Origin of the sequence: Breoghania corrubedonensis (assembly GCF_003053845.1) — a bacterium.
GTDB lineage: Bacteria > Pseudomonadota > Alphaproteobacteria > Rhizobiales > Stappiaceae > Breoghania > Breoghania corrubedonensis.
This window is the reverse complement of sequence record NZ_QAYG01000001.1, coordinates 1,004,290-1,027,429: the sequence shown is the minus strand read 5'-3', so window position 1 is coordinate 1,027,429 and position 23,140 is coordinate 1,004,290. Positions and strand designations below refer to the sequence as shown.

General features: G+C 67.1%; 18 protein-coding genes. All 18 read left to right on the top strand.

The features are described from left to right. Window positions 1-5 precede the first annotated feature (5 nt). Window positions 6-3,827 carry a proton-conducting transporter transmembrane domain-containing protein gene (locus C8N35_RS04465; protein ID WP_245926651.1) on the top strand — a complete coding sequence of 1,274 codons (3,822 nt, stop codon included), beginning with the start codon at window positions 6-8 and terminating at the stop codon, window positions 3,825-3,827. Window positions 3,828-3,841: 14 nt separating this feature from the next. Continuing rightward, window positions 3,842-4,798 (top strand): respiratory chain complex I subunit 1 family protein, encoded by a 957-nt coding sequence (locus C8N35_RS04460; RefSeq protein WP_107988368.1) that lies wholly within the window; start codon window positions 3,842-3,844, stop codon window positions 4,796-4,798. A 14-nt stretch (window positions 4,799-4,812) separates the two neighbouring features. Further along, the gene (locus C8N35_RS04455; RefSeq protein WP_210203379.1) at window positions 4,813-5,250 is read left to right on the top strand and encodes an NADH-quinone oxidoreductase subunit B family protein; all 438 of its coding nucleotides are present in this window, start codon (window positions 4,813-4,815) and stop codon (window positions 5,248-5,250) included. A gap of 10 nt (window positions 5,251-5,260) precedes the next feature. After that, a complete protein-coding gene (locus C8N35_RS04450) occupies window positions 5,261-5,764 on the top strand; it encodes a 4Fe-4S binding protein (RefSeq protein ID WP_107988367.1) in 504 nt (167 codons plus the stop codon). Then, window positions 5,761-6,390, top strand: coding sequence for an NADH-quinone oxidoreductase subunit C (locus C8N35_RS04445; protein ID WP_107988366.1), 630 nt, complete (start codon window positions 5,761-5,763; stop codon window positions 6,388-6,390). The genes C8N35_RS04450 and C8N35_RS04445 overlap by 4 nt, the downstream gene beginning before the upstream one ends. A gap of 3 nt (window positions 6,391-6,393) precedes the next feature. Then, a complete protein-coding gene (locus C8N35_RS04440) occupies window positions 6,394-7,497 on the top strand; it encodes a hydrogenase large subunit (protein ID WP_107988365.1) in 1,104 nt (367 codons plus the stop codon). A 64-nt stretch (window positions 7,498-7,561) separates the two neighbouring features. Continuing rightward, window positions 7,562-7,753 (top strand): 4Fe-4S binding protein, encoded by a 192-nt coding sequence (locus C8N35_RS04435; protein ID WP_107988364.1) that lies wholly within the window; start codon window positions 7,562-7,564, stop codon window positions 7,751-7,753. 77 nt (window positions 7,754-7,830) lie between these two features. Further along, window positions 7,831-8,718 carry an XdhC family protein gene (locus C8N35_RS04430; RefSeq protein ID WP_107988363.1) on the top strand — a complete coding sequence of 296 codons (888 nt, stop codon included), beginning with the start codon at window positions 7,831-7,833 and terminating at the stop codon, window positions 8,716-8,718. Between the two features lie 212 nt (window positions 8,719-8,930). Continuing rightward, window positions 8,931-11,687 carry a molybdopterin-dependent aldehyde oxidoreductase gene (locus C8N35_RS04425; RefSeq protein WP_107988362.1) on the top strand — a complete coding sequence of 919 codons (2,757 nt, stop codon included), beginning with the start codon at window positions 8,931-8,933 and terminating at the stop codon, window positions 11,685-11,687. Window positions 11,688-11,852: 165 nt separating this feature from the next. Further along, window positions 11,853-14,192: a pyridine nucleotide-disulfide oxidoreductase/dicluster-binding protein gene (locus C8N35_RS04420; protein WP_170122018.1), complete on the top strand. Its 2,340-nt coding sequence runs from the start codon at window positions 11,853-11,855 to the stop codon at window positions 14,190-14,192. Further along, window positions 14,189-14,413: a DVU_1557 family redox protein gene (locus C8N35_RS04415; RefSeq protein ID WP_107988360.1), complete on the top strand. Its 225-nt coding sequence runs from the start codon at window positions 14,189-14,191 to the stop codon at window positions 14,411-14,413. Before C8N35_RS04420 ends, C8N35_RS04415 begins: the two co-directional genes overlap by 4 nt. After that, window positions 14,413-15,171, top strand: a complete 759-nt coding sequence (gene trsM / locus C8N35_RS04410; RefSeq protein ID WP_107988359.1) for a DVU_1556 family methyltransferase — start codon at window positions 14,413-14,415, stop codon at window positions 15,169-15,171. The genes C8N35_RS04415 and trsM overlap by 1 nt, the downstream gene beginning before the upstream one ends. A gap of 12 nt (window positions 15,172-15,183) precedes the next feature. Beyond that, window positions 15,184-15,654 (top strand): DVU_1555 family C-GCAxxG-C-C protein, encoded by a 471-nt coding sequence (locus C8N35_RS04405; RefSeq protein WP_107988358.1) that lies wholly within the window; start codon window positions 15,184-15,186, stop codon window positions 15,652-15,654. Next, entirely contained in the window at window positions 15,651-16,817 is a 1,167-nt protein-coding gene (locus tag C8N35_RS04400; RefSeq protein ID WP_107988357.1) for a DVU_1551 family NTP transferase, read from the top strand. Before C8N35_RS04405 ends, C8N35_RS04400 begins: the two co-directional genes overlap by 4 nt. Beyond that, complete coding sequence (trsS, locus tag C8N35_RS04395; RefSeq protein ID WP_210203378.1) at window positions 16,814-18,448, top strand: radical SAM (seleno)protein TrsS; 1,635 nt, start codon at window positions 16,814-16,816, stop codon at window positions 18,446-18,448. Before C8N35_RS04400 ends, trsS begins: the two co-directional genes overlap by 4 nt. Beyond that, complete coding sequence (locus C8N35_RS04390) at window positions 18,445-20,418, top strand: DVU_1553 family AMP-dependent CoA ligase (protein ID WP_170122017.1); 1,974 nt, start codon at window positions 18,445-18,447, stop codon at window positions 20,416-20,418. Before trsS ends, C8N35_RS04390 begins: the two co-directional genes overlap by 4 nt. 151 nt (window positions 20,419-20,569) lie before the next feature. Next, window positions 20,570-22,300, top strand: a complete 1,731-nt coding sequence (locus C8N35_RS04385) for a GAF domain-containing protein (protein ID WP_107988355.1) — start codon at window positions 20,570-20,572, stop codon at window positions 22,298-22,300. Between the two features lie 42 nt (window positions 22,301-22,342). Then, complete coding sequence (hypB, locus tag C8N35_RS04380; RefSeq protein ID WP_107988354.1) at window positions 22,343-23,140, top strand: hydrogenase nickel incorporation protein HypB; 798 nt, start codon at window positions 22,343-22,345, stop codon at window positions 23,138-23,140.

The window sequence follows — 23,140 nt, the reverse complement described above, 5'->3', positions numbered from 1 at the left end:
TCCACTTGGATCTCTTCGAAGGGGAGATGGCCGTGTTCGCGATGATGACCCTGGATCCGATGTCTCTTGCCTGGATGGGCGCCGTATTCCTGCTATTCGGCGAAATCGCCGCCCTTCTCAGTATCGCCCATCCGGTGCGCGTGCTGATCGTGTCGACGGTCGCGGAGCTGGGTTATGTCCTGATTGGTCTCGGTGTGGGAGGCGCGGCGGGAGAAACCGGCGCCTTCATGCATATCGGCTTCCAGCTGGCCATGCGCGGGCTGGTGGTCTTTGCCGGATGGATGCTGATCCTGCGAGTGGGCTCGACCCGCCTTGAGGACTTGGCGGGAAGCGGCCGGCGCATGCCGGTCACCGCCACGCTGTTCGGCTTCGGCATGTTCTCGGTGATGGGGCTCTCCCCCTTCAAGGGAACCTATTCCAAGTTCCTGATCCTCTATGCGGCCATCGAACAGGGCCACTGGGCGATCGCGGCGGTGGGAACCGTCGCCTCGATCGTTGCGGCCGTCTACTACATGGTCCTGATCCAGCGGATCTGCTTCGAGGCTCCGGCCCGGCGCATTGCGCTGCGGCCCGTGCCGAAGGGCCTGATGGCGATCACGGCGGTGCTGGCGGTCGCGGCCGCGGCGATGAGCCTCTTCCCCGCTCCTCTGGAGACGCTGGCCGAGACCCTTGCGGGCGTCGTCGGTGGCGCGGGCGTGCCGCACTTCGAATCCCCCTGGTCGCCGCTGGTGCTCGTTCCCTATATCGGCGGCTTCGTGCTTTATGCGCTCGGCCGCTTCACGCCCCGGGGCCGCGATGTGGGCGCCGTTCTTCTCGCGCTGGCCACCTTCGCGCTGGTGCTCACCAACACGAGCCTCGATCCGACCTCGCGGCTGTTCGCGCTGGTCTTCTCCGGCATTATCTGCGTGATGGTGATCTATTCGATCGGCTACATGGCCAAGGTCGAATGGGTCAACCGCTATTACTTCTTCACCTTCCTGATGACTGGGTCGATGCTGGGCCTGACCACGGCCCGTGAATTCGGCGACTTCTACGTCTTCTGGGAACTGATGACCTGGACCTCCTACTTCCTGGTCATCCACGAACAGACGCGCAAGGCGCTCAACGCCGGCCTGATCTACTTCCTGATGTGCGCGAGCGGGGCCTACGTGATGCATTTCGGCATCCTGATGGCCCATGCCGAGGTCGGATCCTTCGCCTTCTCCGCGATCGCGGAGAACGTCGACACCATCGCGCCGGGCATCGGACTGGCGATCATGGCCTGCCTGTTCGTCGGCTTCGCGGTGAAGGCCGGTCTCGTGCCCTTCCACGCCTGGCTGCCCATCGCCCATCCGCAGGCCCCTTCGTCGGTCTCCGGTCCGCTGTCGAGCATCCTGACCAAGGCCGGCATTCTCGGCATCGTCAAGATCCTGTTCGGCGTGTTCGGGCTCGGCGCCCTGACCCGCTTTGCCGTGGCCGGGGTGGATCTGCGCACGGTGCTGATCGGACTCGGCTGCGTCACGCTGCTCTACGGCGAGATCCAGGCCCTGCGGCAGCGCGAGCTGAAGCGCATGCTGGCCTATTCCACGCTGGCGCAGGTGGGCGAGATCGCCGCAATCCTGGGCCTCGGCACGGCACTCGCCACCGATGCGGCGCTGCTGCATGTCACCAACCACGCGCTCATGAAGACGCTGCTCTTCTATGCCGCCGGCGCCTTCATCCTGCGCACCGGCCTGCGCTACATCGACGATCTGTCGGGCCTCGGCCGGGTCATGCCCTTCACCGCCGGCGTCTATGCGCTGGCGAGCGTCGCCATCATGGGGCTGCCGCCGTTCTCCGGCTTCATCTCCAAGTTCCTGATGATCTATGCCGCGGCCATGGCCGGGTCCTACCTGGTCGCCGGCATCCTGCTCGCCGGCAGCGTCATCGGCGTCGTCTACTACACCCGCGTCATCTCCACGCTCTTCTTCAAGCCCTACACCGGGCAGGCGAGCGTCCGCGAAGCGCCCGTCTCCATGCTCACCGCCATGGGCGTGCTCGCCGCGCTGATCGTGGTCGGCGGCGTTGCGCCCCAGTTCCAGCTCGCCCTCGTGGCGCCGGTGGGCGATGCGATTGCCGCACGCTCCGGTCTCGCCCCTGCGGTGCTGCCCGATCTGATCATGGCGTGGCCCGCAAGCGCCGCGCTGACGATGATCGGCGCCATCGCGGTCCTGTTCGTGGGGCGGTTCTCCGTCCCCTGGGCCGGGCGTCTGGCGGTGGCGGTGCCGGTGGCCGCGATCGTCGCCGTGCTGGCGCAATCCGGGCGCTACGACCTGCTGTCGCTCAGCTTCGCGCTGCTGATCGCCGGCGTCGGCGCGCTCAACATGCTGCACGCCACCTCCTACCTCGCCCACAACCATGCCCAGCCGCGCTTCTACGCCGTCTTCCTGGTGATGATCGCCGGCCTGTTGGGCCTGACGGCCGCGCCCGACCTCTTCAACTTCTTCGCCTTCTGGGAGCTGATGAGCGCCTGGGCCCTGTGGGCGGCCATCGTCCACGAGGAGACCGACGAGGCGCGGCGGGAGGGCTTCAAGTACTTCCTGTTCAACACTGTCGGCGCCTCCTTCCTGTTCCTCGGCGTGACGATGCTCGCGGCCCGCGCCGGCACCTTCGAGTTCGCCGGCCTCAAGGACGCACTCGCCAGCCTGCCGGTCGCCGTGATCCTGCCGCCGATCGCCCTGGTCCTGCTGGGCCTCGTGATGAAAGCGGCCATGCTGCCGGCGCGCATCGACTACCAGATGCACCCCGCCGCCGCCCCCACGCCGGTTTCGGGATACATCTCCGCGGTGCTGCTGAAGTCCGGCCCCTGGGCGATCCTGAAGCTGTTCATTGTCTTCGGCGGAGCGGCGCTGTTCATCCGCCTCGGCGGTTCGATTGGCGGGCAACCGGCGATCCTGACCGTGATCTCCGTGATCGCGGGCATCACCATGGTCTATGCGGGTGCCATGGCGGTCGTGCAGAACAGCATCAAGCTGGTGCTGATCTACTCGACGGTCTGCCAGCTCGGCTACGTGCTGCTGGCGCTGTCCTTCGGCACCTCGCTGGGCGTCGCCGCCGGGCTGATGCACTTCGTCAACCACATGCTGCTCAAGGACACGCTGTTCCTGGTGGCCGGCGCGGTGATGGTGCGCACCCATGCGACCCTGCTCGACGAGCTGGGCGGGCTCGGCAAGCGCATGCCCATCACGTTCGGCATCTTCCTGTTCGCCGGACTGTCGCTCTCCGGGCTGCCGCCGCTCAACGGCTTCGCCTCCAAGTGGATGATCTTCGAGGCGGCCTTCGGCTCGGGCCACTGGCTGCTCGGCGCCGCCGCGATGATCTCGTCCATGTTCACGCTGGCCGCCGTCTTGAAGTTCGCCCACGCCGCCTTCATGGGACAGCCGACCGCCAAGGCGCTCGCCGCCAGCGAGGCACCGGCTCCGATGCTGGTCGCCATGGGCGTGCTGGTCGCCGCCAGCCTCGCCGTCGGCCTGATGCCCGGCCTGCTGCTGGTGCCCATCGCCGCCATCGAGGCCGAGCTCGGCCTGACGCCGATCGTCGCCACCTGGACCGGTCCGCTGCCCGGCCTCGACGGCTGGAGCCCGACGGTCCTGACCCTGCTGATGCTGGTCCTGGGCCTGCTGCTGGTGCCCTGGCTGCGGCTGGGACGGAGCGCCGGCGTGGTGCGCAGTCCCGCCCACATGTGCGGCGTCAACGATCTGAGCGCCGACCGCGAACGCCTTCCCGCGGCCGAACTCTTCGAAAGCCCGAACGGGGTCATCCGGACCCTGCTTCTTCCCGGCAATCCCGGTCCCGGCAAGCGGATCTGAGGGAGACCAAGACCATGTCAACTCAAGTCGCCGTCATTCTCTCTGTCCTGCTTTTCCCCGGAGGCCTGTTCGCCCTGACCCTGGGACTGGCCCTCAAGGGGGTGGACCGGCGTGTCGCCGCCCGCCTCCAGGGCCGGGTGGGACCACCCCTGACCCAACCCTTCATCGACCTGGTGAAGCTGGCCTTCAAGCGCACCATGGTTCCCACCACCGCCTGCGAGCCGGTGTTCCTCGGCGCGCCCCTGGTCGGTGTCGTCTCAATGCTGGCGGCCGCCGCGCTGGTGCCGATCTCCGGCCTCTACACGCCCGAACCGATCCTCGGCAACCTGCTGGTGGTGCTCTACCTGCTGGTCATCCCCGGGATCGTGCTGATGGTGGCGGGCTCGTCCTCCTCCTCGCCCTACGGCGCCATCGGCTTCTCTCGCGAGATGGTGCTGATGCTCGCCTACGAGGGCCCCATCGTCCTGGTCGCGGCCGCCGTGGCGCTGCGCGTCGGCATGGCCGAGGGCCACGTCGCGACCTTCTCGCTGGTCGAGATCGTCGCCTACCAGCGGACCCACAGCATCTTCCTGCTCGACCCGGTCATGTGGCCGGCGCTGGGCGCCTTCTGCCTGTTCTTCCCCGCCAATCTCGGCATCGTGCCGTTCGACATTCCCGAAGCCGAGACGGAGGTGCTGGAAGGTCCGGTGCTCGAGTACTCCGGTCCGGCGCTTGGGCTGTTCAAGGTCATGTCCGCGCTGAAGGCGGTGGTCGTGCTGGGGCTCGGCATCGCGCTCTTCGCCCCGCTCGGCCTGTCCGGCGCGCCGGCGCTGCTCGGCTGGCTGGCTGAGATCGCCGTCCTCATGGTCCTGGGCGTCACGGCCGTGCGCCTGTCGGCGGGCCGGATGCGGATCGACCAGGCCTTTTCCTTCTTCTTCAAGTGGCCGCTGCTGCTCTCGGCAGCCAGCGTCGCCGCGATCGCGCTCGTGTGAGCCGGGAGGCCCTGATGACCATACTTCAGAAATTCAAGGACATCGCCGTCCGCTCGCCGTGGATCTACCGGATCAACGCCGGCTCCTGCAACGGCTGCGACGTGGAGATGGCGACCACCGCGCTGATCCCGCGCTACGACGTGGAACGGCTGGGATGCCAGTACTGCGGCAGCCCACGGCACGCCGATATCGTGCTGATTTCCGGTCCGCTCACTCGCCATGTGGTGGACGCCGCCAGACGGGTCTTCGACGAGATCCCCGATCCGAAGGTCACCGTGGCCGTCGGGGTGTGTCCGATCTCCGGCGGCATCTTCCGCGAAAGCTACGCGGTGCTCGCCCCCATCGACGACTATTTCCCCATCGACGTCAACGTGCCCGGCTGCCCGCCGCGCCCCCAGGCGATCATCGAGGGCATCGCCCAGGCCATCCAGGTCTGGCGCCAGAGGCTGTGAGGACGAGACCATGAACTTCCTGAGCCTTTTCGTTCGAAATCTCGTCCACGGTCCCTACACGGACCCCTTTCCCTTCGCCCCCGCCCCCACGGCGGCGCGCTTCCGGGGAAAGGTCGCCTTCGATCCTGAGACCTGCGAGGCCTGCCGCAAGTGCGAGCGCGCCTGCCCCACGGGCGCCATCCGCTTCGAGCGCACGCCCGAAGGCATGACCTTCGACTGCTGGCACGACACCTGCGTCTTTTGCGGCAACTGCGCCTTCCATTGCCCGACCGGGGCGATCCATCAGACCGCCGACTGGCATCTGGCCCATCTGCAGGCCGACAAGTACCTGCAGGTCGAGCACGGCCTGATCCCGGCCATCGTCTGCTCGTCGTGCGGCGGCAAGGGTTTGGACAGCGCCCCCGCGATCGGAAAGATCAAGCCGCCCCTATCACCCGAAGAAACCCAGGAACTGCGGTCCCTCTGTCCCAAGTGCCGGGCCAAGTACCTCAAGGACAGGAGACAACGCGCGTGACCCGCCTTCCGCCGGAATTCGAGGAAACCCTGCGCGCCGCAGCCGCCGGTGACCTCGCCATCACCACCACCACGGACGCCCACGGGGTCAGCGTGGTCTGGTGCGAACTGGCCAGGAATACGGACCTGATGGCCGTCGCCGCCCGGATGAGGTCGTTCGACGCCCGCCTGGCCATGATCACCGCCTCCCAGCCCAAAGCCCCCGAAGAGGAGGACGACGAGCAGGACGAGGAGAACGGGGAAACCGGGGACGTCGTGGCCAGGGAAACGCCCATGACCTTCGGCGGCACGCCGCTCGACGGCACCTCCTACGAGGTCATCTACCACTTCATCCTCGCCGATGAAGCGGTCAACCTGATCGCCCATGCGCCCGCGAATGCCTCGCTCGCCTCGCTGACGCCGCTGTTCCGGCCCGCCGACTGGCCCGAGCGGGAGATCATGGAGCTTTACGGCCTGATCTTCACCGGCCACCCCGATCCGCGCCGGCTGTTCCTCGACAACTCCATCGAACCGGCCGTTTTCGAACGGCTCATCCCGTTTTCCACGCTGGTGAACGCGGCAAGCACGGACGATCTTTGGAAGAAGGTCCACGCCGCCGCGAAAGCCACCGCGAAAGAAGGTGAGTGAGCGATGACCAACCTTCCCGTGACCTCCGAGAGCTTCACCATTCCCGTCGGGCCGCTGCATGTGGCGCTCGAGGAGCCGATGTATTTCCGCGTCGCCGTCGACGGCGAAACGGTGACCGATGTCGACATCAACGCCGGCCACGTTCATCGCGGCATCGAGTATCTGGCCACCAAGCGCACACTCGCGCAGAACATGATCCTGACCGAGCGCATCTGCTCGCTGTGCTCCAACAGCCATCCCGAGACCTTCGCACTCGCAGCCGAAACCATCGCCGAGATGGAGGTTCCCGAGCGTGCCACCTACCTGCGGGTCGTCGCAGGCGAGGTGAAGCGCGTCGCCTCCAACCTCTTCAATGTCGCCATCCTCGCCCATCTGGTCGGCTACGAGGCGCTGTTCATGCACGTGATGCAGGTGCGCGAGCTCGCCCAGGACCTGAAGGAGGCCGTCTTCGGCAACCGAATGGATCTGGGGGCGATCTGCATCGGCGGCACCCGCTACGACCTGGACGAGGACACGATCACCGCCCTGACGGTGGCGCTCGACCGGCTGGAGCCGGAAATCCGCGAGATCGAGAAGACCTACCGCACCAACGGCTCGATCCAGCGCCGTACGCGCGGCGTCGGCGTGCTCTCCATCGACGACGCGATCGCCTGCGGCGTCGTCGGCCCCGTCGCGCGCGCCAGCGGTCTGCTGCAGGACGTGCGCGCCGATGCGCCCTACCACGCCTACGACCGCCTGCCGCTCGACGTCCTGACGCTGCCCGACGGCGACGTCTGGTCCCGCGCGATGATCCGCCTGCACGAGGCGCTCGACGCCATCGTCATCCTCAGGGCCTGCCTGCGCGATCTGCCGGATGGGCCGATCAACCTGGGCAGCGACCCCTACGTGCCGCCGGGCCGGGCCGTCGCCCGCTCCGAAGCCCCGCGCGGCGAGCTGCTCTACTACCTGAAAACCTGCGACGCGGAAGAACCCGAGCGCCTGAAATGGCGGGTTCCGAGCTTCCCCAACTGGGACGCTCTGACCGTCATGCTGAGCCGTGCGAAGGTCGCCGACATCGCAATCATCGTCAACAGCATCGATCCCTGCATCTCCTGCACGGAACGCTGAAGGAAGCCAGGGCCGGCAAGGGGCCTCCGAGCCCCGATCCCGGCGAGACAAAAGGAGTTATCCCATGGCCTACCGTATCGACCCCGAGATCTGCGAAGCCTGCGGATCCTGCGAGGACGTCTGCCCGAACAAGGCGATCAGCCACAAGGGCAAGGTCTACACGATCAACCCGAACAAGTGCCAGGAGTGCGTCGGCGACTTCGACGAGCCGCAATGCGTCGACGTCTGCCAGTCCGGGGCAATCGAGCACGTCTGATCCCCGCAAGCGCAAGCCCCTCTTCGGGCCGGCCCCGTGCCGGCACCCGAACAAGGATATGGCTGGAGGAAAACACCATGGATGTCTTTGAGGAACTGGTTCGCGAACGCAGCGCGCGACGCCCTTGCGCGCTGGCCACGATCGTCAACGTCCAGGGGTCGGTCCCCGCCTCGGACCACGCCAAAATGCTGGTGCGCGAGGATGGCTCCATCGTCGGCACGGTCGGCGGCGGGGCGGCGGAAGGAGAAGTCATCTCCAAGGCCCGTGAGACCATGAAGGATGGCAAGCCCCGGATGGTCTCCTTCAACCTGCACGACAATCCGCTGCTGGACAGCGGCATGGTGTGCGGCGGGGCGCTTGACGTCTTTGTCGAACCCTTCCGTCCGGCCGTCTCCGCCTATCTGTTCGGCGGCGGTCACGTCGGGCTGGTCACCGCCCGCCTGGCGCAAAGCGTCGGGTTTGAGGTGGAGGTGATCGATGATCGGCCCGAATTCGCCAATGCCGAGCGCTTTCCCGAGGCCCGCGCCGTCCATGCGGGCCCCTGGGAAGAGGTCACCGCGAACCTGACGCCCGATGAGCACGCGTTGATCTTCATCGCGACCCGGGGACATGCCCACGACACGAAGGTGCTGTCCTGGGCGCTCACCACGCCGGCTGGCTACATCGGCATGATCGGCTCCAAGCGCAAGGTCCAGACCGTCTTCAACAAGATTCGCACGCAGAACGTGCCGTCGGAGAGGCTGGCCCGCGTCCATGCCCCCGTGGGCCTGAATATCGGCGCCGATACGCCCGAGGAAATCGCGGTGTCGGTCGTCGCCGAAATGATTGCTCACATCCGGGGCGCTCAGGCCGTGAGCTCCCGTTTCATGGCCGATCTCGAAACGTCGCGGCGATCCGCGAAGGGCGAGGACGGCGATGTGGATCCCGTCCCCGCCGAGCGGGTTTCGGGCCTCGGCGCGGCCTGAAACGAGCGGGCCCCGACCGGGACCCGACTTCGGGGGCTGGCCCGCCCCCCGCCCCACCTCCTCTCCAAGGGGAATGTCCCCTTAGCGGGGACATCGGGCTCGAAGGGTCGAGCGGATCGGACGCGGGAAAAGCCATTCCCGCCCCGTACGACCCGCCCGGCGACCGATCCGGCGGCACGGGCTTCTCCGCGCCGCCCTAAGGGAGAAACAACATGAAACGCATCAGTCTGAACGTGAACGGCGTTGATCGCTGGGTTCTGGTCGAACCGGGCGCCAACCTTGCCGATGTTCTGCGCAACCAGCTGCGGCTGACGGGCAGCAAGGTGTGCTGCGACAACGGCCAATGCGGCTCGTGCACCGTCATCATCGACGGCAAACCCGTGCGCGCCTGCCTCAAGGTCGTCGACGAACTTGCGCCGGCGGCGAAGATCACCACGATCGAGGGTGTCGGCACGCCCGGCAACCTGCATCCGCTGCAGGTCGCCTGGATGACCCACGGCGCGGCGCAGTGCGGTATCTGCACCTCCGGTTTCATCATGTCGGGCAAGGCGCTCCTCGACAAGAACCTGAGCCCGACCCGCGAACAGGTCCGCGCCTGGTTCAACCGCAACCGCAACCTGTGCCGCTGCACCGGCTACAAGCCGCTGGTCGATGCGGTGATGGATGCCGCCGCCGTCATGCGCGGCGAGAAGAGCGTTGCCGAGATCATGCCGAAGGCCAAGGAAGACGGCTCCATCCTCGGCTCCTCCTATATCCGTCCCTCGGCCGAGGCCAAGGTCACCGGCACCTGGGACTTCGGCGCCGACATAGCCCTGCGCATGCCCGAGGGCACGCTGCGCCTGGCGCTGGTGCAGGCCACGGTTTCCCATGCCGAGATCAAGGGCATCGACACCTCCGAGGCCGAGGCCATGCCCGGCGTCGAAAAGGTGTTGACCTGGGAGGACGTGAAGGGCCGCAACGCCATTACCGGCCTGATCACCTTCCCCTCCAACAAGGGTGACGGCTGGGATCGTCCGATCCTGTGCAGGGACAAGATCTTCCAGTACGGCGACGCGATCGCCATCGTTGCCGCCGATACCGAGGCCCACGCCAGGGCGGCGGCGGAAAAGGTCAAGGTCGATCTGGAAATCCTGCCGGCCTACATGTCGGGCTTCGCAGCCCTCGCTCCGGACGCGATGGAGATCCATCCGGGCGTTCCCAACGCCTATTACGAGCAGGGCGTCGTCAAGGGCGCGGAAACCGCTCCCCTGATCGACAAGGCCGCCGCCGTGGTCGACATCACGACCTACTGCTCCCGCCAGCCCCACCTGCACCTGGAGCCGGATTGCGGCGAGGCCTTCGTCGACGATGACGGCGTGCTGACGATCCTGTCCAAGAGCATCGGCGTGCACCTTCACCACGCCATGATCTGCCCGGGCCTCGGACTGGAGCCGGACAAGCTGCGGCTGATCCAGAACCCGACGGGCGGCACCTTCGGCTACAAGTTCTCGCCGACCATGGAAGCCCTGCTGGGCGTGGCCGCACTTGCCACCGGAAAGCCGGTCTCCCTCGTCTACGACCAGCATCAGAACATCACCTACACCGGCAAGCGCAGCCCGGTGAACATCAACATCCGGCTGGCCTGCGGCGACGACGGCAAGCTCTCCGCGATGGAAACCGACTGGTGGCTCGATCACGGCCCCTATTCGGAATTCGGCGATCTGGTGACGCTGCGCCAGGCCCAGTTCACCGGTGCCGGCTACCATCTGGAGAACATCCGCGGTCAGGGCCGCACGGTTGCGACAAACCACGCCTGGGGATCGGCCTTCCGCGGCTACGGCTCGCCGCAAGCCTTCCTGGCGTCGGAAATCGCCATGGACATCCTGGCGGAGAAGATGGGCGAGGACCCCTTCGAGTTCCGCTACAAGAATCTCTACAACGAGACCTCGACCACGCCGACCGGGCAGAAGCCGGACGTGCTGGTTCTGCCGCAACTGTTCGACATGCTGCGGCCGAAATACGAGGAAGCGAAGAAGCGTTGCGCCGAACTGTCGACCGATGAGGTCAAGCGCGGCGTCGGCATCGCGCTGGGCATCTACGGCTGCGGCCTTGACGGTCCCGACAGTTCGAATGCCCGCGTCGAGATGACCCGCGACGGCGTCGTTGTCTACAACGCATGGGAAGACCACGGGCAGGGCGCCGATCTCGGTACGTTGACCATGGCGCACGAGGTGCTGCGTCAGGCCGGAATCACCGTCGACCAGATCAAGCTCGACATGAACGACACCAACGGTCCGAACTCCGGTCCGGCCGGCGGCAGCCGTTCCAACGTGTTCACCGGCAACGCCACGCGCGTGGCGGCGGAAATGCTGCTGAACGCCATGCGCAAGGACGACGGCACCTATCGCACCTACGACGAGATGGTCGCCGACAACGTCCCTCTGGTCTACGACGGCAACTGGGTCGCCGCCGCCTGCACCGACTGTACCCCGGAAACGGGCCAGGGCGATCCATTCCCGATCTACATGTACGAAGTCTTCATGCCCGAGGTCGAGGTCGAGGTGGAGACCGGCGAGGTCAAGGTGGTGAAGTTCACCACCTCGGTCGATGTCGGCACCATCATCAACAAGGCCACGGTGGACGGTCAGATCTACGGCGGTCTGGCCCAGGGCATCGGTCTCGCCCTGACCGAGGACTTCGAGGATCTGGAACTTCACAACACCCTGAAGGATTGCGGCATCCCCTATCCGAAGGACGTCCCTGACGAGATGGAGATCCTGTATCTCGAAACCCCGCGTCCGCTGGGTCCCTTCGGCGCGGCGGGCTGCGGCGAAGCGCCTCTGACCGCACCGCATCCGGCCATCCTGAACGCCATCTACAATGCCTGCGGCGTTCGGATCTTCCGGGTGCCGGCCCTGCCGGAGGTGATCAAGCAGGAACTGGAGGCCAAGGCCGCGCGCGAAGGCACCGCCTCCGACCTCGTCCACTGACCACCACGCTCCATGGCGGCAAACGTTTGCCGCCATGGATTCCCGGTCGGCGGGGCTGGCGGTCCTTGAAACCGTCCGTCCCGCCAACCGGAACGAATGACGTTCCCGAAACCGGCCTCCGGCGAAATGGTCTCGTTCGCCGGGGGTCCCCAGGAGGGGCCGGACATGGACAGTGATCGCGTCAGGAAACTGGAAGCCAGGTGCATCGAGGAACAGCCGCCTGCCTGCATGGCGACCTGTCCGCTGCACGTGGACATGCGCGCCATTCTCGAAAAGGTGAAGAAGGGCGATTTCTCCGGCGCCTTCGCGCTCTACGCCCGGATGGTTCCCTTTCCCGGCATCGTCGGCCACATCTGCGACCACCCTTGCGAGGCGACGTGCCGCCGGCAGGAGGCGGGCGGCGCCATCCGCATCGCCGCGGTGGAACGCGCGCTGGTGGAGGAAAGCTACGCCACCTTGCGCCGGACGGCGCAGCGCCAATCCAAGCCGAAGCGCGTCGCCGTCGTCGGTGCAGGCCTCGCCGGTCTGACGGCGGCCTTCGATCTGGCCATGAAGGGGCACCGGATCACGGTTCTGGAAGCCGATGCCCATCCGCTGGAGCGCCTCTACCACGACTATGACGAAGACATCCTGCCGCGCTCGGTGATCGCCGCCGAAATAGGCGCGCTGCAAACTCTCGGCGTGGAGATCCGGGTCAGAAGCCGGGTCGCCGGTGGCCCCGGCCCGCTGGGGCTCGACACGCTCATAGACGACTTCGACGCAGTCCTGCTGGCGCTGGGGCCGGGTGTCGCCCGCAATTTCTCCTCCACTGTCCGCCTGACCGACAACGGACGGATCGACATCGACCCCAACAGTCGCGCCACCAGCCACCCGAAGGTGTTCGGCGGCGGCTTTCACGGCGCGCTCGGGGAGGTCTATTCGCCCATCGGCTCCATTCGCGACGGCCGCCGGGCCGCCGGTTCCATCGACCGCTTTCTGCAGGGCGCCTCGCTGACCGCCAAGCGCGACGACGCGGACGGCGAAGCCTCCTGTCTTTATGTGAACACCGCAGCCCAAGAGGCGGTCCCTCCCGTCGAGCCGGTCGACACGGCGGCGGGCTACACGCTTGAAGAGGCGAAGGCGGAGGCCGCGCGCTGCTTCCCCTGTCACTGCCAGGAATGCGTGAAGGCCTGCGTGTTCCTCGCCCACTACAAGACCTACCCCAAGCGGGCGGTGCGCGAGATCCACAACAACCTCAGCATCATCATGGGCAACCGCAAGGCCAACCGGATGATCGACAGCTGCTCCTTGTGCGGCCTGTGCGAGACGGTTTGCCCGACGGATCTCGCGATGGGCGACGTCTGTCTGGAGGCGCGGCGCGAGATGGTCGACAGCGGCCACATGCCCGCTTCCCATCACGACTTCGCCCTGCGCGACATGGAGGACAGCCGCTCCGCGCGCGCCGCCTTCGCCCGTCACGAGCCGGGGCGCGAGCGCAGTGCCCGCGTGTTCTTCCCCGGCTGCCAGCTCACCGCTTCCGCCCCGGGTCACGTGGAGCGGGTCTACGCGCATCTGCGCGACCGGCTGGAGGGCGGCGTCGGCCTGATGGTGGATTGCTGCGGCGCACCGGCGCACTGGTCAGGACGCACAGCGCTTCACACCGAGGTGGTCGATCACCTGCGCCAAACCTGGAAGGAGATGGGCGAGCCGGAAATCGTCACCGCCTGCGCCACCTGCCTCACCATGCTGCGCACCCATCTGAGCGAGGCGCCGGTCCGCTCGCTCTGGCCGCTTCTGGCCGAAATCGGTTGGCCGGAAGGCACGGATGCGCGCGCCGCCGGCAAGACGCTCGCCATACACGATCCCTGCACGGGCCGGCACGAGCGCGAGGTTCACGTCGCCGTGCGCGATCTGGCCGCGCGGCTCGGCGCTTCGGTTCGCGAGATCTCGTCCGCCGAACTGACCACCTGCTGCGGCTTCGGCGGTCTCGTCTCCTTCGCCAATCCGGACGTGGCGAACGCCACCGTCGATGCGCGCGCCGCCGAACGGCCGGAGGATTACCTGACCTACTGCGCCATGTGCCGCGACAACTTCGCCCGCCGGGGCAAGCGCTCGGCGCACCTTCTCGATCTCGCCTTTCCGCCCGAGGACGGCGCCGATCCCGCCGCCCGGCCCGATCCCGGCTTTTCCGGGCGCCGCGACAACCGCGCCCGGCTGAAGATCCGGCTGCTGCGCAACCTGTGGGGAGAAGACATGAGCGACCCCGAATCCGTCTGGAACGTGCACATCCCGGATGACGTGCGCGCCGATATGGAACGCAAGCTGATTCTGGTGGATGAGGTCACCGCGGTGATCGCCGATGCGGAGACCACCGGCCGCAAGCTGAAGGACCGCAAGACCGGTCACCTCATCGCGACATTGCGCAGCGGTCCCGTCACCACCTGGGTGGAGTACGAGAATACCGAGACCGGCGCGCTCGTCCACAAGGCCTATGGCCACCGCATGAACGTGGAGGCGAAGTCATGAGCGTCCCGGTTCCTCCCGAAGTCCCGGTTCCCGATACGGACGATCTGATCTGCGCCAGATGCGATGTGCCTCTGCGCATGGGCAAGGTGCAGGCGAGCTACATGGGGCAGACCTTTCCCGTCGAACTGCCGGTCTGCCCGTCCTGCGGTTTCGTCTATGTCTCGGAAGATCTGGCGGCCGGCCGCATGCTGAAGGTCGAGCAGGCGCTGGAGGACAAGTGATGGACCGCCTTCCCGCGCGCGCCTCGTCCACCTCGTCCGCATCTGCTTGTGCCGGCCTTTTCGGTAGCGGGCTGGTGTGCGACGGCGAGGGCGAGCCGCTCGGCCCCGGCGGCTGCGCGGTTACCGAGGAGCTCGTGAACGGCGCCGGTTTCGCGGCCGGCGACCGGGTGGCCGATATCGGCTGCGGACAGGGTCGCAGCGTCGCCTTCATGGCCGCGCGGGGGATTTCTGCCATCGGCATCGACGCCGATCCAGGGCCGCTGCGGGCCGCCCGCGACCGGGTGCCGGGCGTCCTCGTGCAGGCTCGCGGCAACGCGCTGCCCTTCGGCGACGGTGCGCTCGACGGCATCCTGTCGGAATGCGTGCTCTCCGTGATGCCCGATCAGGCGGCGATCCTGGCCGAATGGGCCCGCGTGCTGCGCCCGGGCGGGCGTCTGGCGCTTGCCGATGTCTACGCCCGCAGTCCCGCGTCCCGGGAGAGCGCCTGCGCGCGGGCGGGAGGCATTCGTTCGGCGGTGCAATTGCAATCGCTCATCGCCGCCGCCGGGCTTGTCGTGACCCGGTTCGAGGACCGTTCCGAGGTGCTGCGGACCTGGGTCGGGCGGTTCATCTTCCGCTACGGATCGCTTGAGGTGCTGTGGGGCGACGCCGCCACCGCCCGGACCATGCGCGCCGTCGCGCCGGGCTACTGCGTGGCGCTCGCCGTCAGGCCGGCCCGCCCGGCCCCAACGGCAACACAAGCGCCTGCGGCAACATAGGAGAAGCAGACCATGAACGAGGACACTTTCCGCATCGCGGAACTGCTGCTCGCCGACATGAAATGCAGCCACGTGCTGATGACGCTCGCACTGGAGGCGGGCGGGCGCAGCAATCCCGACCTGGTGCGCGCCATGTCCGGGCTCGCGCTGGGGATGGGTCAGGGGCTCGACTGCGGCGCGCTTTCCGGCGGGTGCTGCGTGCTGGGCCTGCTTGCGGGGCGCGGCGGGGAGGACGAGCCCGAGGACGAGCGCTTCGCCGACATGCTGGACGAGTTCAGCGGCTGGTTCGTCGTCATGGCGAAGGAGCGTTATGGTGGTTACACCTGCGCCGACATCATGGGCTTCGATCCCGCGTTGAAGGCCGAGCGCTGTCCCGGCCTTGTCGGCGACTGCTGGGAAAAGATCCGCGAGATCCTGGAAAGCCGGGACGTCGACATCGCCCATCCGCCGCGCCCCGCGTCGGATGGGGAGCTGCAACCATGAGCGGGCGCAAGGAAATTGCGGCGGTCGTGCTGGCGGCGGGGCTTTCCTCGCGCATGGGCGCCCTGAAACCGCTTCTGCCGCTCGGCGACGATATCGTTCTTGGCAGGGTGATCGCGGCGGCGCGGCACGCCGGTGTCGAACATATCCACGTGGTCGTCGGCCACCGTGCCGAGGAGATCGTTCCGCATGTGATCCGGCTGGGCGCGACCCCGGTTTCAAACCCCGCCTTCAGGACCGGCATGTTGAGCAGTATCAAGGCGGGCATCGCATCTTTGGATGAGAATATGTCCGGGTGTCTTCTCATGCCGGCGGACATTCCCCTGGTTCGGCCGGCATCCGTAACCCGGATCCTCGAAGAGGCGCGCCACGGTGGGGCGGTTCTCGTCCATCCGGTTTTCAGGGGCGAACGCGGTCATCCGCCCTTCATCGCGCGCGAGCTGTTTTCGGAAATCCTCGCCGCGGACGACACGGAAGGAGCCTGCACCATTCTTGCCCGTCATGAAAACAAGGCTGTGGAAGTCGCCGTGTTCGACGAAGGATGTCTGCGCGACATGGACACCCCGCGCGATCATCGCGCCCTGGACGCGGCTCTGGTCTACGAAACCGTGCCGAGCGAGGCGGAATGCCTTGCCATGTTCGAGGCGGCGGGCACGCCTGTGCCGGTGCGTCGCCATGGTCGTGCGGTGGCCGATCTTGCGCTCGCGCTGGCGACAGCCCTGAACCGGGCGGGACTTTGTCTCGATATTCCCCGCATTCGCGCCGCAGCGTTGCTCCACGACATCGCCAAGGGCCGCGCCCATCACGCCGCATTCGGTGCGCAGATGATACGCACTTTCGGTTTTCCGGCCCTGTCGGCGATCATCGAGCACCACATGGCTCTGCCTGCGCGGCCTTCGATCATCGATGAAACGGCCGTGGTCTATCTGGCCGACAAGCTCGTCGCGGGGGAAAAACAGGTGACCCTGGAACAACGCTTCGCGCCCGCTCTCAAACGGTTCGCGGCGGACGAGACGGCGCTGGCCGGCGCCCGACGGCGCCTTGCCGACGCCGTGGTCATCGCCCGCCTGGTGGAAGCGGCGGGCGTTTGCCTCTCTCTCGCCAACCCGCGTTTTGAACCCGCCACGGGCCCCTCCATCCCCGTTATCCGGGAGATCGCGTCATGACCTTTTCCGACAGCCGCCTCGTGCTCGCGAACACCGAAAGCGTGTGCCCGGATTGTCTGGCGACCGTGCCGGCGATCCGCTACGCGGAGGGCGACACGGTTTATCTCGAAAAGACCTGCCCGCAACACGGCACGACCTCCACGCCCATCTGGCGCGGTCTGAAGAGCTACTTCATGTGGGATGCGAGCCCACGCAACCGCTCGCGCGTGCCGAAGCCCGCGACCGTCGTCCACGAGGGCTGCCCCCGCGATTGCGGCCTGTGCCCGGATCACCAGCAGCAAAGCTGCTGCGTGCTTCTGGAAGTCACCTCGCGCTGCGATCTGGCCTGCCCGGTCTGTTTCGCCTCCGCCACCCGCAAGGGCGAAGACATTGCCTTCGACACCGTCGAGGCCTGGCTCGACACGCTGATGGAGCGCGCCGGCGGCCGGGTGCACATCCAGCTTTCCGGCGGCGAGCCGACGGTGCGCGACGATCTGCCGGAGATCGTCGCGCTGGCGCGGCGCAAGGGGTTCTCGTTCGTTCAGGTCAACACCAACGGCGTGCGCATCGCCAAGCATCCGGACTATCTGGAAGCGCTGGTGGAGGCGGGACTCGACTGCGTCTTCCTGCAGTTCGATGGGGTGAGCGATGACGTTCACCAGAAGCTGCGCGGCGCAAAGCTCGCCAGGGTCAAGCTTCAGGCGGTGGAGGCCTGCGGCCGTGCCGGGGTGGGCGTGGTGCTGGTGCCGACGCTGGTGCCCGGCGTCAACACCGGCCAGATCGGTGCCATCGTGGAGTTCGCCAAGGCCCACATGCCCACGGTCCGGGCGGTCCATTTCCAGCCGATCAGCTATTTCGGCCGCGTGCCCGCCCCGCCGCGCCCCGAAACCCGTTTCACTCTGCCGGAGGTGATGGAGGCCCTGATCGCCCACGAGCAAGGCGCCATCCGCCTGTCCGATTTCCATCCCGGCTCGGCGGAAAATCCGTTCTGCTCCTTTGCCGGACGGTTCCTGCTCGGCGACGATGGCCGGCTCACCGTGGACAGGGACGCCCCCGTCTCGTGCTGCGGCGCCCCGCCGGAGGAGGAATCCTCCTGTTGCGGCTCCAGCCACGCCGAGGAAGAGCATTCCTGCTGCGGCGGTTCGAAAGATGCGGGAGAAGACCACGCCTGTTGCGGCGGCTCCAAGGGCGCGGAAGATGCGCACAGCTGCTGTGGCGGCGCGAACGAGGCGGAGGCCGGGCATTCCTGCTGCGGTGGGGCCACGGCCCATGAGGAGGAACATGGATGTTGCTGCGGCTCCACAGAGAATGCGACTGCGGCATCGGATGAAACCGCCGCCCCGGCAGCCGAGGCGCGGCCCAGCGCGGATGTGGCGCGGGCGCGGCGCTATGTGGCCGATCAGTGGACCCTGGCCGAGACGTCAAACGACGATGCGCCGGGGCTCGCCGCTTTTGACGCGGTCCTGCAGCGGCGCGCCCACACTCTGGGGCTGTCGGCGATGGTGTTTCAGGATGCCTGGACGCTGGATCTGGAGCGCCTGCGCCAATGCCATATCCACGTCATGTCGCCGGACCAGCGGGCGATCCCGTTCTGCGCCCACAATCTGACGGATCGGCAGGGACACAGCCTCTACAGGAGGCACACGGGATGATGGACTGGGCCGCCCGCCGCATGGAGGTGTCCGCTCCGCTCACGGCGGAAAAGCGGGACGCCTATCATCTCGCCCGGATCCGCGAGACGGTGGCGCATGCCCGGCGCGAAAGCCCGTTCTACCGTACGCGCCGGAAATGGCCCGACGCGCTGCCCGAAAGTCTGGCGGACGTCGCCCGGCTGCCCTTCACCTGGCCGCAGGAACTTGCCCGCAACGATCCGCCGTTTACCGCGGCACCGCGCAGCGCCATTGCCCGGATGGTCACGCTCCAGACCTCGGGTACGTCGGGGCAGGCGAAGCGGATCGCCTTTACCGCGCAAGATGTGGAAGACACGATCGACTACTTCCACCACGGCATGGCCCAGTTCGCCCGGCCCGGCGACCGGGTGGGGATCGTCTTTCCCGCCGAGCGGCCCGGCAGCATCGGTGAGGATCTGGTGGAGGCGACGCGACGCCTTGATGCCACGCCGTTGACCGCCCCGCTCGCCGATCTTTCCGCGGCCTCCCTTCTCGGCTGGATCCGCTCGGAAACGCCCGACGTCCTGTTCGGCCCGCCTGTGCCGTTTCTCGCCGCCGCCCGCCTGTCCCACGCCGATGGCGGCCCGGTCCCGGCCATCCGCGCGGCTCTGATCAGTTCCGACGCCGCCTGCGCCGCGCTGATCGCCGGGCTCAATACGCTGTGGGGCTGCGAGGTGTTCGATCACTGGGGCATGACGGAGAGCGGATATGGCGGCGCGCTCGATTGTCCCCACCATGCCGGCGCGCATATCCGCGAAACCGATCTCTATGTGGAAGTGATCGATCCCCTGTCCGGCACGTCCGTCCAGCCGGGCGAGGAGGGCGAGATCGTGCTCACCACCTTGCGCCGCACGGCGCTTCCCCTCATCCGGTATCGCACCGGCGATCTCGCGCGCATGATCGATACGCCATGTCGTTGCGGCTCGCCGTTTCGCCGTCTCGTCGGGTTGGGCGGACGGATCGGCGGGGGCGCGTCGCTGCGCGGCGCAGAGAGCCTGTCGCGCGCCGCCATGGACCAGGCGCTGTTCGCGGTGTCCTCCGTCACCGACTATACCGCCCGTCTCGAGGACGGTCCGCCCGCGGTTCTCGACGTCGTCGTCGCGGCGCCACCGGTCCAACACACGGCGGATATCGAGGCCACCGCGCGGCGCGCTTTGCTGGCCATGCCCGCCATCGGCCGGGCTGTGGGCGCGGGCGAGCTGGATCTCAATGTCACGCGGGCGGCAGGCGCACTCCTGCCCCATGCCGGCAAGCGCGGCATCACGCACGCGTGCCGGGGCGCATGGCCCCGGGCTGTCCTGTTCGATCTGGACGGCACCCTCGCGCATACCCTGCCCGCTGTCGTGGCGGCCCTGAACGAGACGCTTGCCGCATTCGGCAAAGCCCCCCTGGCAGCGGATACGGTTGCCGGGATCATCGGAGGCGGCGCGCGCATGCTGATGGAACGCGCGGCCCGGCATCTGGGGCAGACGCTTTCGCCGGACGAGCAGGATGCCATGGTCGCCCGCTACGTTTCCCTCTATCATGTCCACGAAACGGCGCTGAGTGCGCTCCATCGCGGCGCCAGGGAGGTGGTACAGTCGCTGGCGCGGGAAAACCGCAAGGTGGCGGTCGTCACCAACAAGCGGACCCGGGACGCGGAGATCCTGCTCGACAGGCTTGCGCTCGCCCCGTGGGTGAACGTTGTACTCGGTGGTGGCGAAGCCGGCCTTTGCAACAAGCCCGATCCCGACCTCCTGCTGCTCGCCTGTCGCCGGCTGAACTGCGAGACGGGCGATGCGCTCTTCGTTGGCGATGGAGCGGAAGATCTGGCCGCGGCACGGGCGATCGCCATGCCTTTCGTATTTGTCGAACGGAACGGTCGCCGGCTGAGCGAGGGACAGCCGGATCGGGTCATTACCGAATTGACGGACCTCTCTCCTTTGCTCTTTGAAGGCGCACCAACATGTTGAAGTCGTCGGACGAAAGTCATCGGACATACGGCGCTGCGTTCCCGATCGGCCGGGTTGCCCGGGGCGACCGTTCTTTTGCAGGTGTTGGTTTTCTCCACGCACGAACGACGCGTGCGCCGGGAGCGGCACCGACGAGGGAGATGGTTGCCTCATGAAGGATTCCGAAGACGAACCGGGCAAGGTGGCACCGGTGCCGGCTCCGTCCTCTCCCACATCTCCGTCCTCTCCCGATCTGCCGGCTGGCGCCTGCATCGGGCTTGCCGACGGCATATCGTTCCTCACGGGCAAGGGACGCGATCCGCGAAGCGGGTCCGACAGCATCGAGGGCCTGCCCGCTCCCATTCTGCATTCCTGGCGCAGATGCGTGGAGCAGGGCCTGAGCGCAAACGCGCCGAAAGACATCGATCTGCCTACGCGCCATGATCTCCGCATTCTGATCGAAAGCAACGAATCCCTGGTGCGGGCGGCCTGCGCGGAGGTGGAGGCGCTGCGTCGCGATCTGGGCGGTCACAGCGGTCTTGCCGTTCTCACCGACGCGGCGGGACGCATCCTGATGCGGATCGGGGACGACACCTTCGCCCGAGATGCGGACAAGCTCGCCCTGACGTCGGGCGCGTCATGGGCGGAACAGTCGGTGGGGACGAACGCCATCGGAACGGCGCTCATCGAGGGGCAGCCCCTGTCGGTGCTGGGTCCGGAGCATTTCGTGTCGTCCAACGGCGTGCTGAACTGTTCCGCCGCACCGATTTTCGATCCGCGCGGTGCGATCGTCGGGGTTCTCGATCTGAGCACGCCGACGGCCGTTCCCCACGATCATATTCCCGCGCTCATACGGCGCGCGGTGGAACAGATCGAACGCGGGCTGTTCGAACTTCACTGCGGCCAGTGGGAGCGCATGCGCCTGCATTCCAATCCGCACTTCGTGGGCAGTCCGCACGAGGGGCTGCTCGCCTTCGACGGCGATCGGCTGGTCGGGGTGAACCGCAACGCGGTGGCCTTGCTGAACCTGTCATGGTCCGCCGTCGGCGAAGCGCGCTTCGCCGATCTGTTCTCCGTTCAGTACGGAAGCGTGAACCGTCAGGCCTCCTCCGACGAATGCGTGGTGCAGACAACCGGCGGTCAGACCCTGTTCGCGCGCATGGAGTCCAAACCCCGGGCAGCCTCGAAACCCGATGCCGGTGCCGTCGACGCGAACGCCGCCCCCTCTTCTCCCGCCGCCGCGCCATCCTCATCGTTCAGCCGCCCACACGATTTCCTCGACGCGCTGCCTGCCGACGCCGCGATACCCCGGCGCCGCAAGGTCCGGCGCGGCACCCTGATCTATGGCGCGGAAGAACGGGACGAGACCGGTGACGCCATGGTGATCATGGCAAGCGGCGAGGCGCGCTGCTTCACGTCCTTCGAAGGCAAGGAACTTACGCTCTTCTCCTTGAGCGAGGGTGACGCGATGCCTCTGAAGGAGCACATCCAGGTCGAGATCCAGAAGGAGGGCGAGCTCTATCTTCTCCCCCATCCCGTCTTCGAACGGCTTGTGCGGACCTATCCCGATTTCGCCTTCCTGGTCATGCCCGTCATCGAACGCCTGTTGCGCAAGTCCATCGACATCATCGAGGACGTGGCTTTCCACAGCGTGAAGTACCGGCTGGTGCGCATGGTCGTCGACCTCGCCGAAAAGACCGGGCGCAAGACGCCGCGCGGCGTGGTGATCGACATGCGTTCGAGCGGTGAGACCCTGGCCATGCGTGTGGGTGCATCGCGTCAGACCGTATCGACGGCCATGGCGGGCCTCGTGCGCGACGGTGCGCTGGAACGCCTGGGCGGCGGCGCCATTCTGATACCTGATCTGAAACGACTGAAATCGGACCTGGAGGACCTGCGGTAGCAACGCGGGACATCCGGCACTCCGCCAAGAAAGGACAAGACCATGTGCCAGACCTGCGGGTGCGGCGCCACTGCCGGGACCAAGGTGGAAACCATCACGGTGCTGGAGAACCTGCTTGCCGAGAACGACCGGCTGGCGGGCCATGTCCGCCGTCATTTCGACGATCACGGCGTCTTCGCGATCAACGTCATGTCGTCACCCGGCGCCGGCAAGACCAGCCTTCTGGAAGCGACGATCCAGGCCTTGTCAAAGGATCTCCGGATCGGCGTCATCGAGGGCGATCTGGAGACGGAGAACGACGCCGACCGGATCCGCCGCCACGGCGTTCCGGCGGCGCAGATCACCACCGGCGTGGCCTGTCACCTCGATGCGCGCATGGTCCACGATGCGCTGGAGACGATGCCGCTGGCGGAACTGGACCTGTTGTTCATCGAAAATGTCGGCAATCTCGTCTGTCCCGCGGATTTCGACATCGGAACCCACGCCAATGTGGTTCTGCTGTCGGTGACCGAAGGCGACGACAAGCCGGAGAAATACCCCGTCATCTTCCGTGCGGCCGATCTCGTCCTGCTCACCAAGACCGACCTTCTCCCCTATCTGGAAGAGTTCGATCCGGCGCGGGCCGAGGCGTCGATGGTCAAGGTGCGCGGGCAGGGGGCTCCACTCCGCCTGTCCGGCAAGACCGGCGCGGGTCTGGATGCGTGGACAGGCTGGCTGAAGGCACAGGTGGCGGAAAACCGCGGGCTTCATCCAAAGGACGGCAAGCCCCATGAGCACGAGCACGAGCACGAGCACGAACATGGGCATGGGCACGCGCACACGCACGCTCCCGGTGCGTGA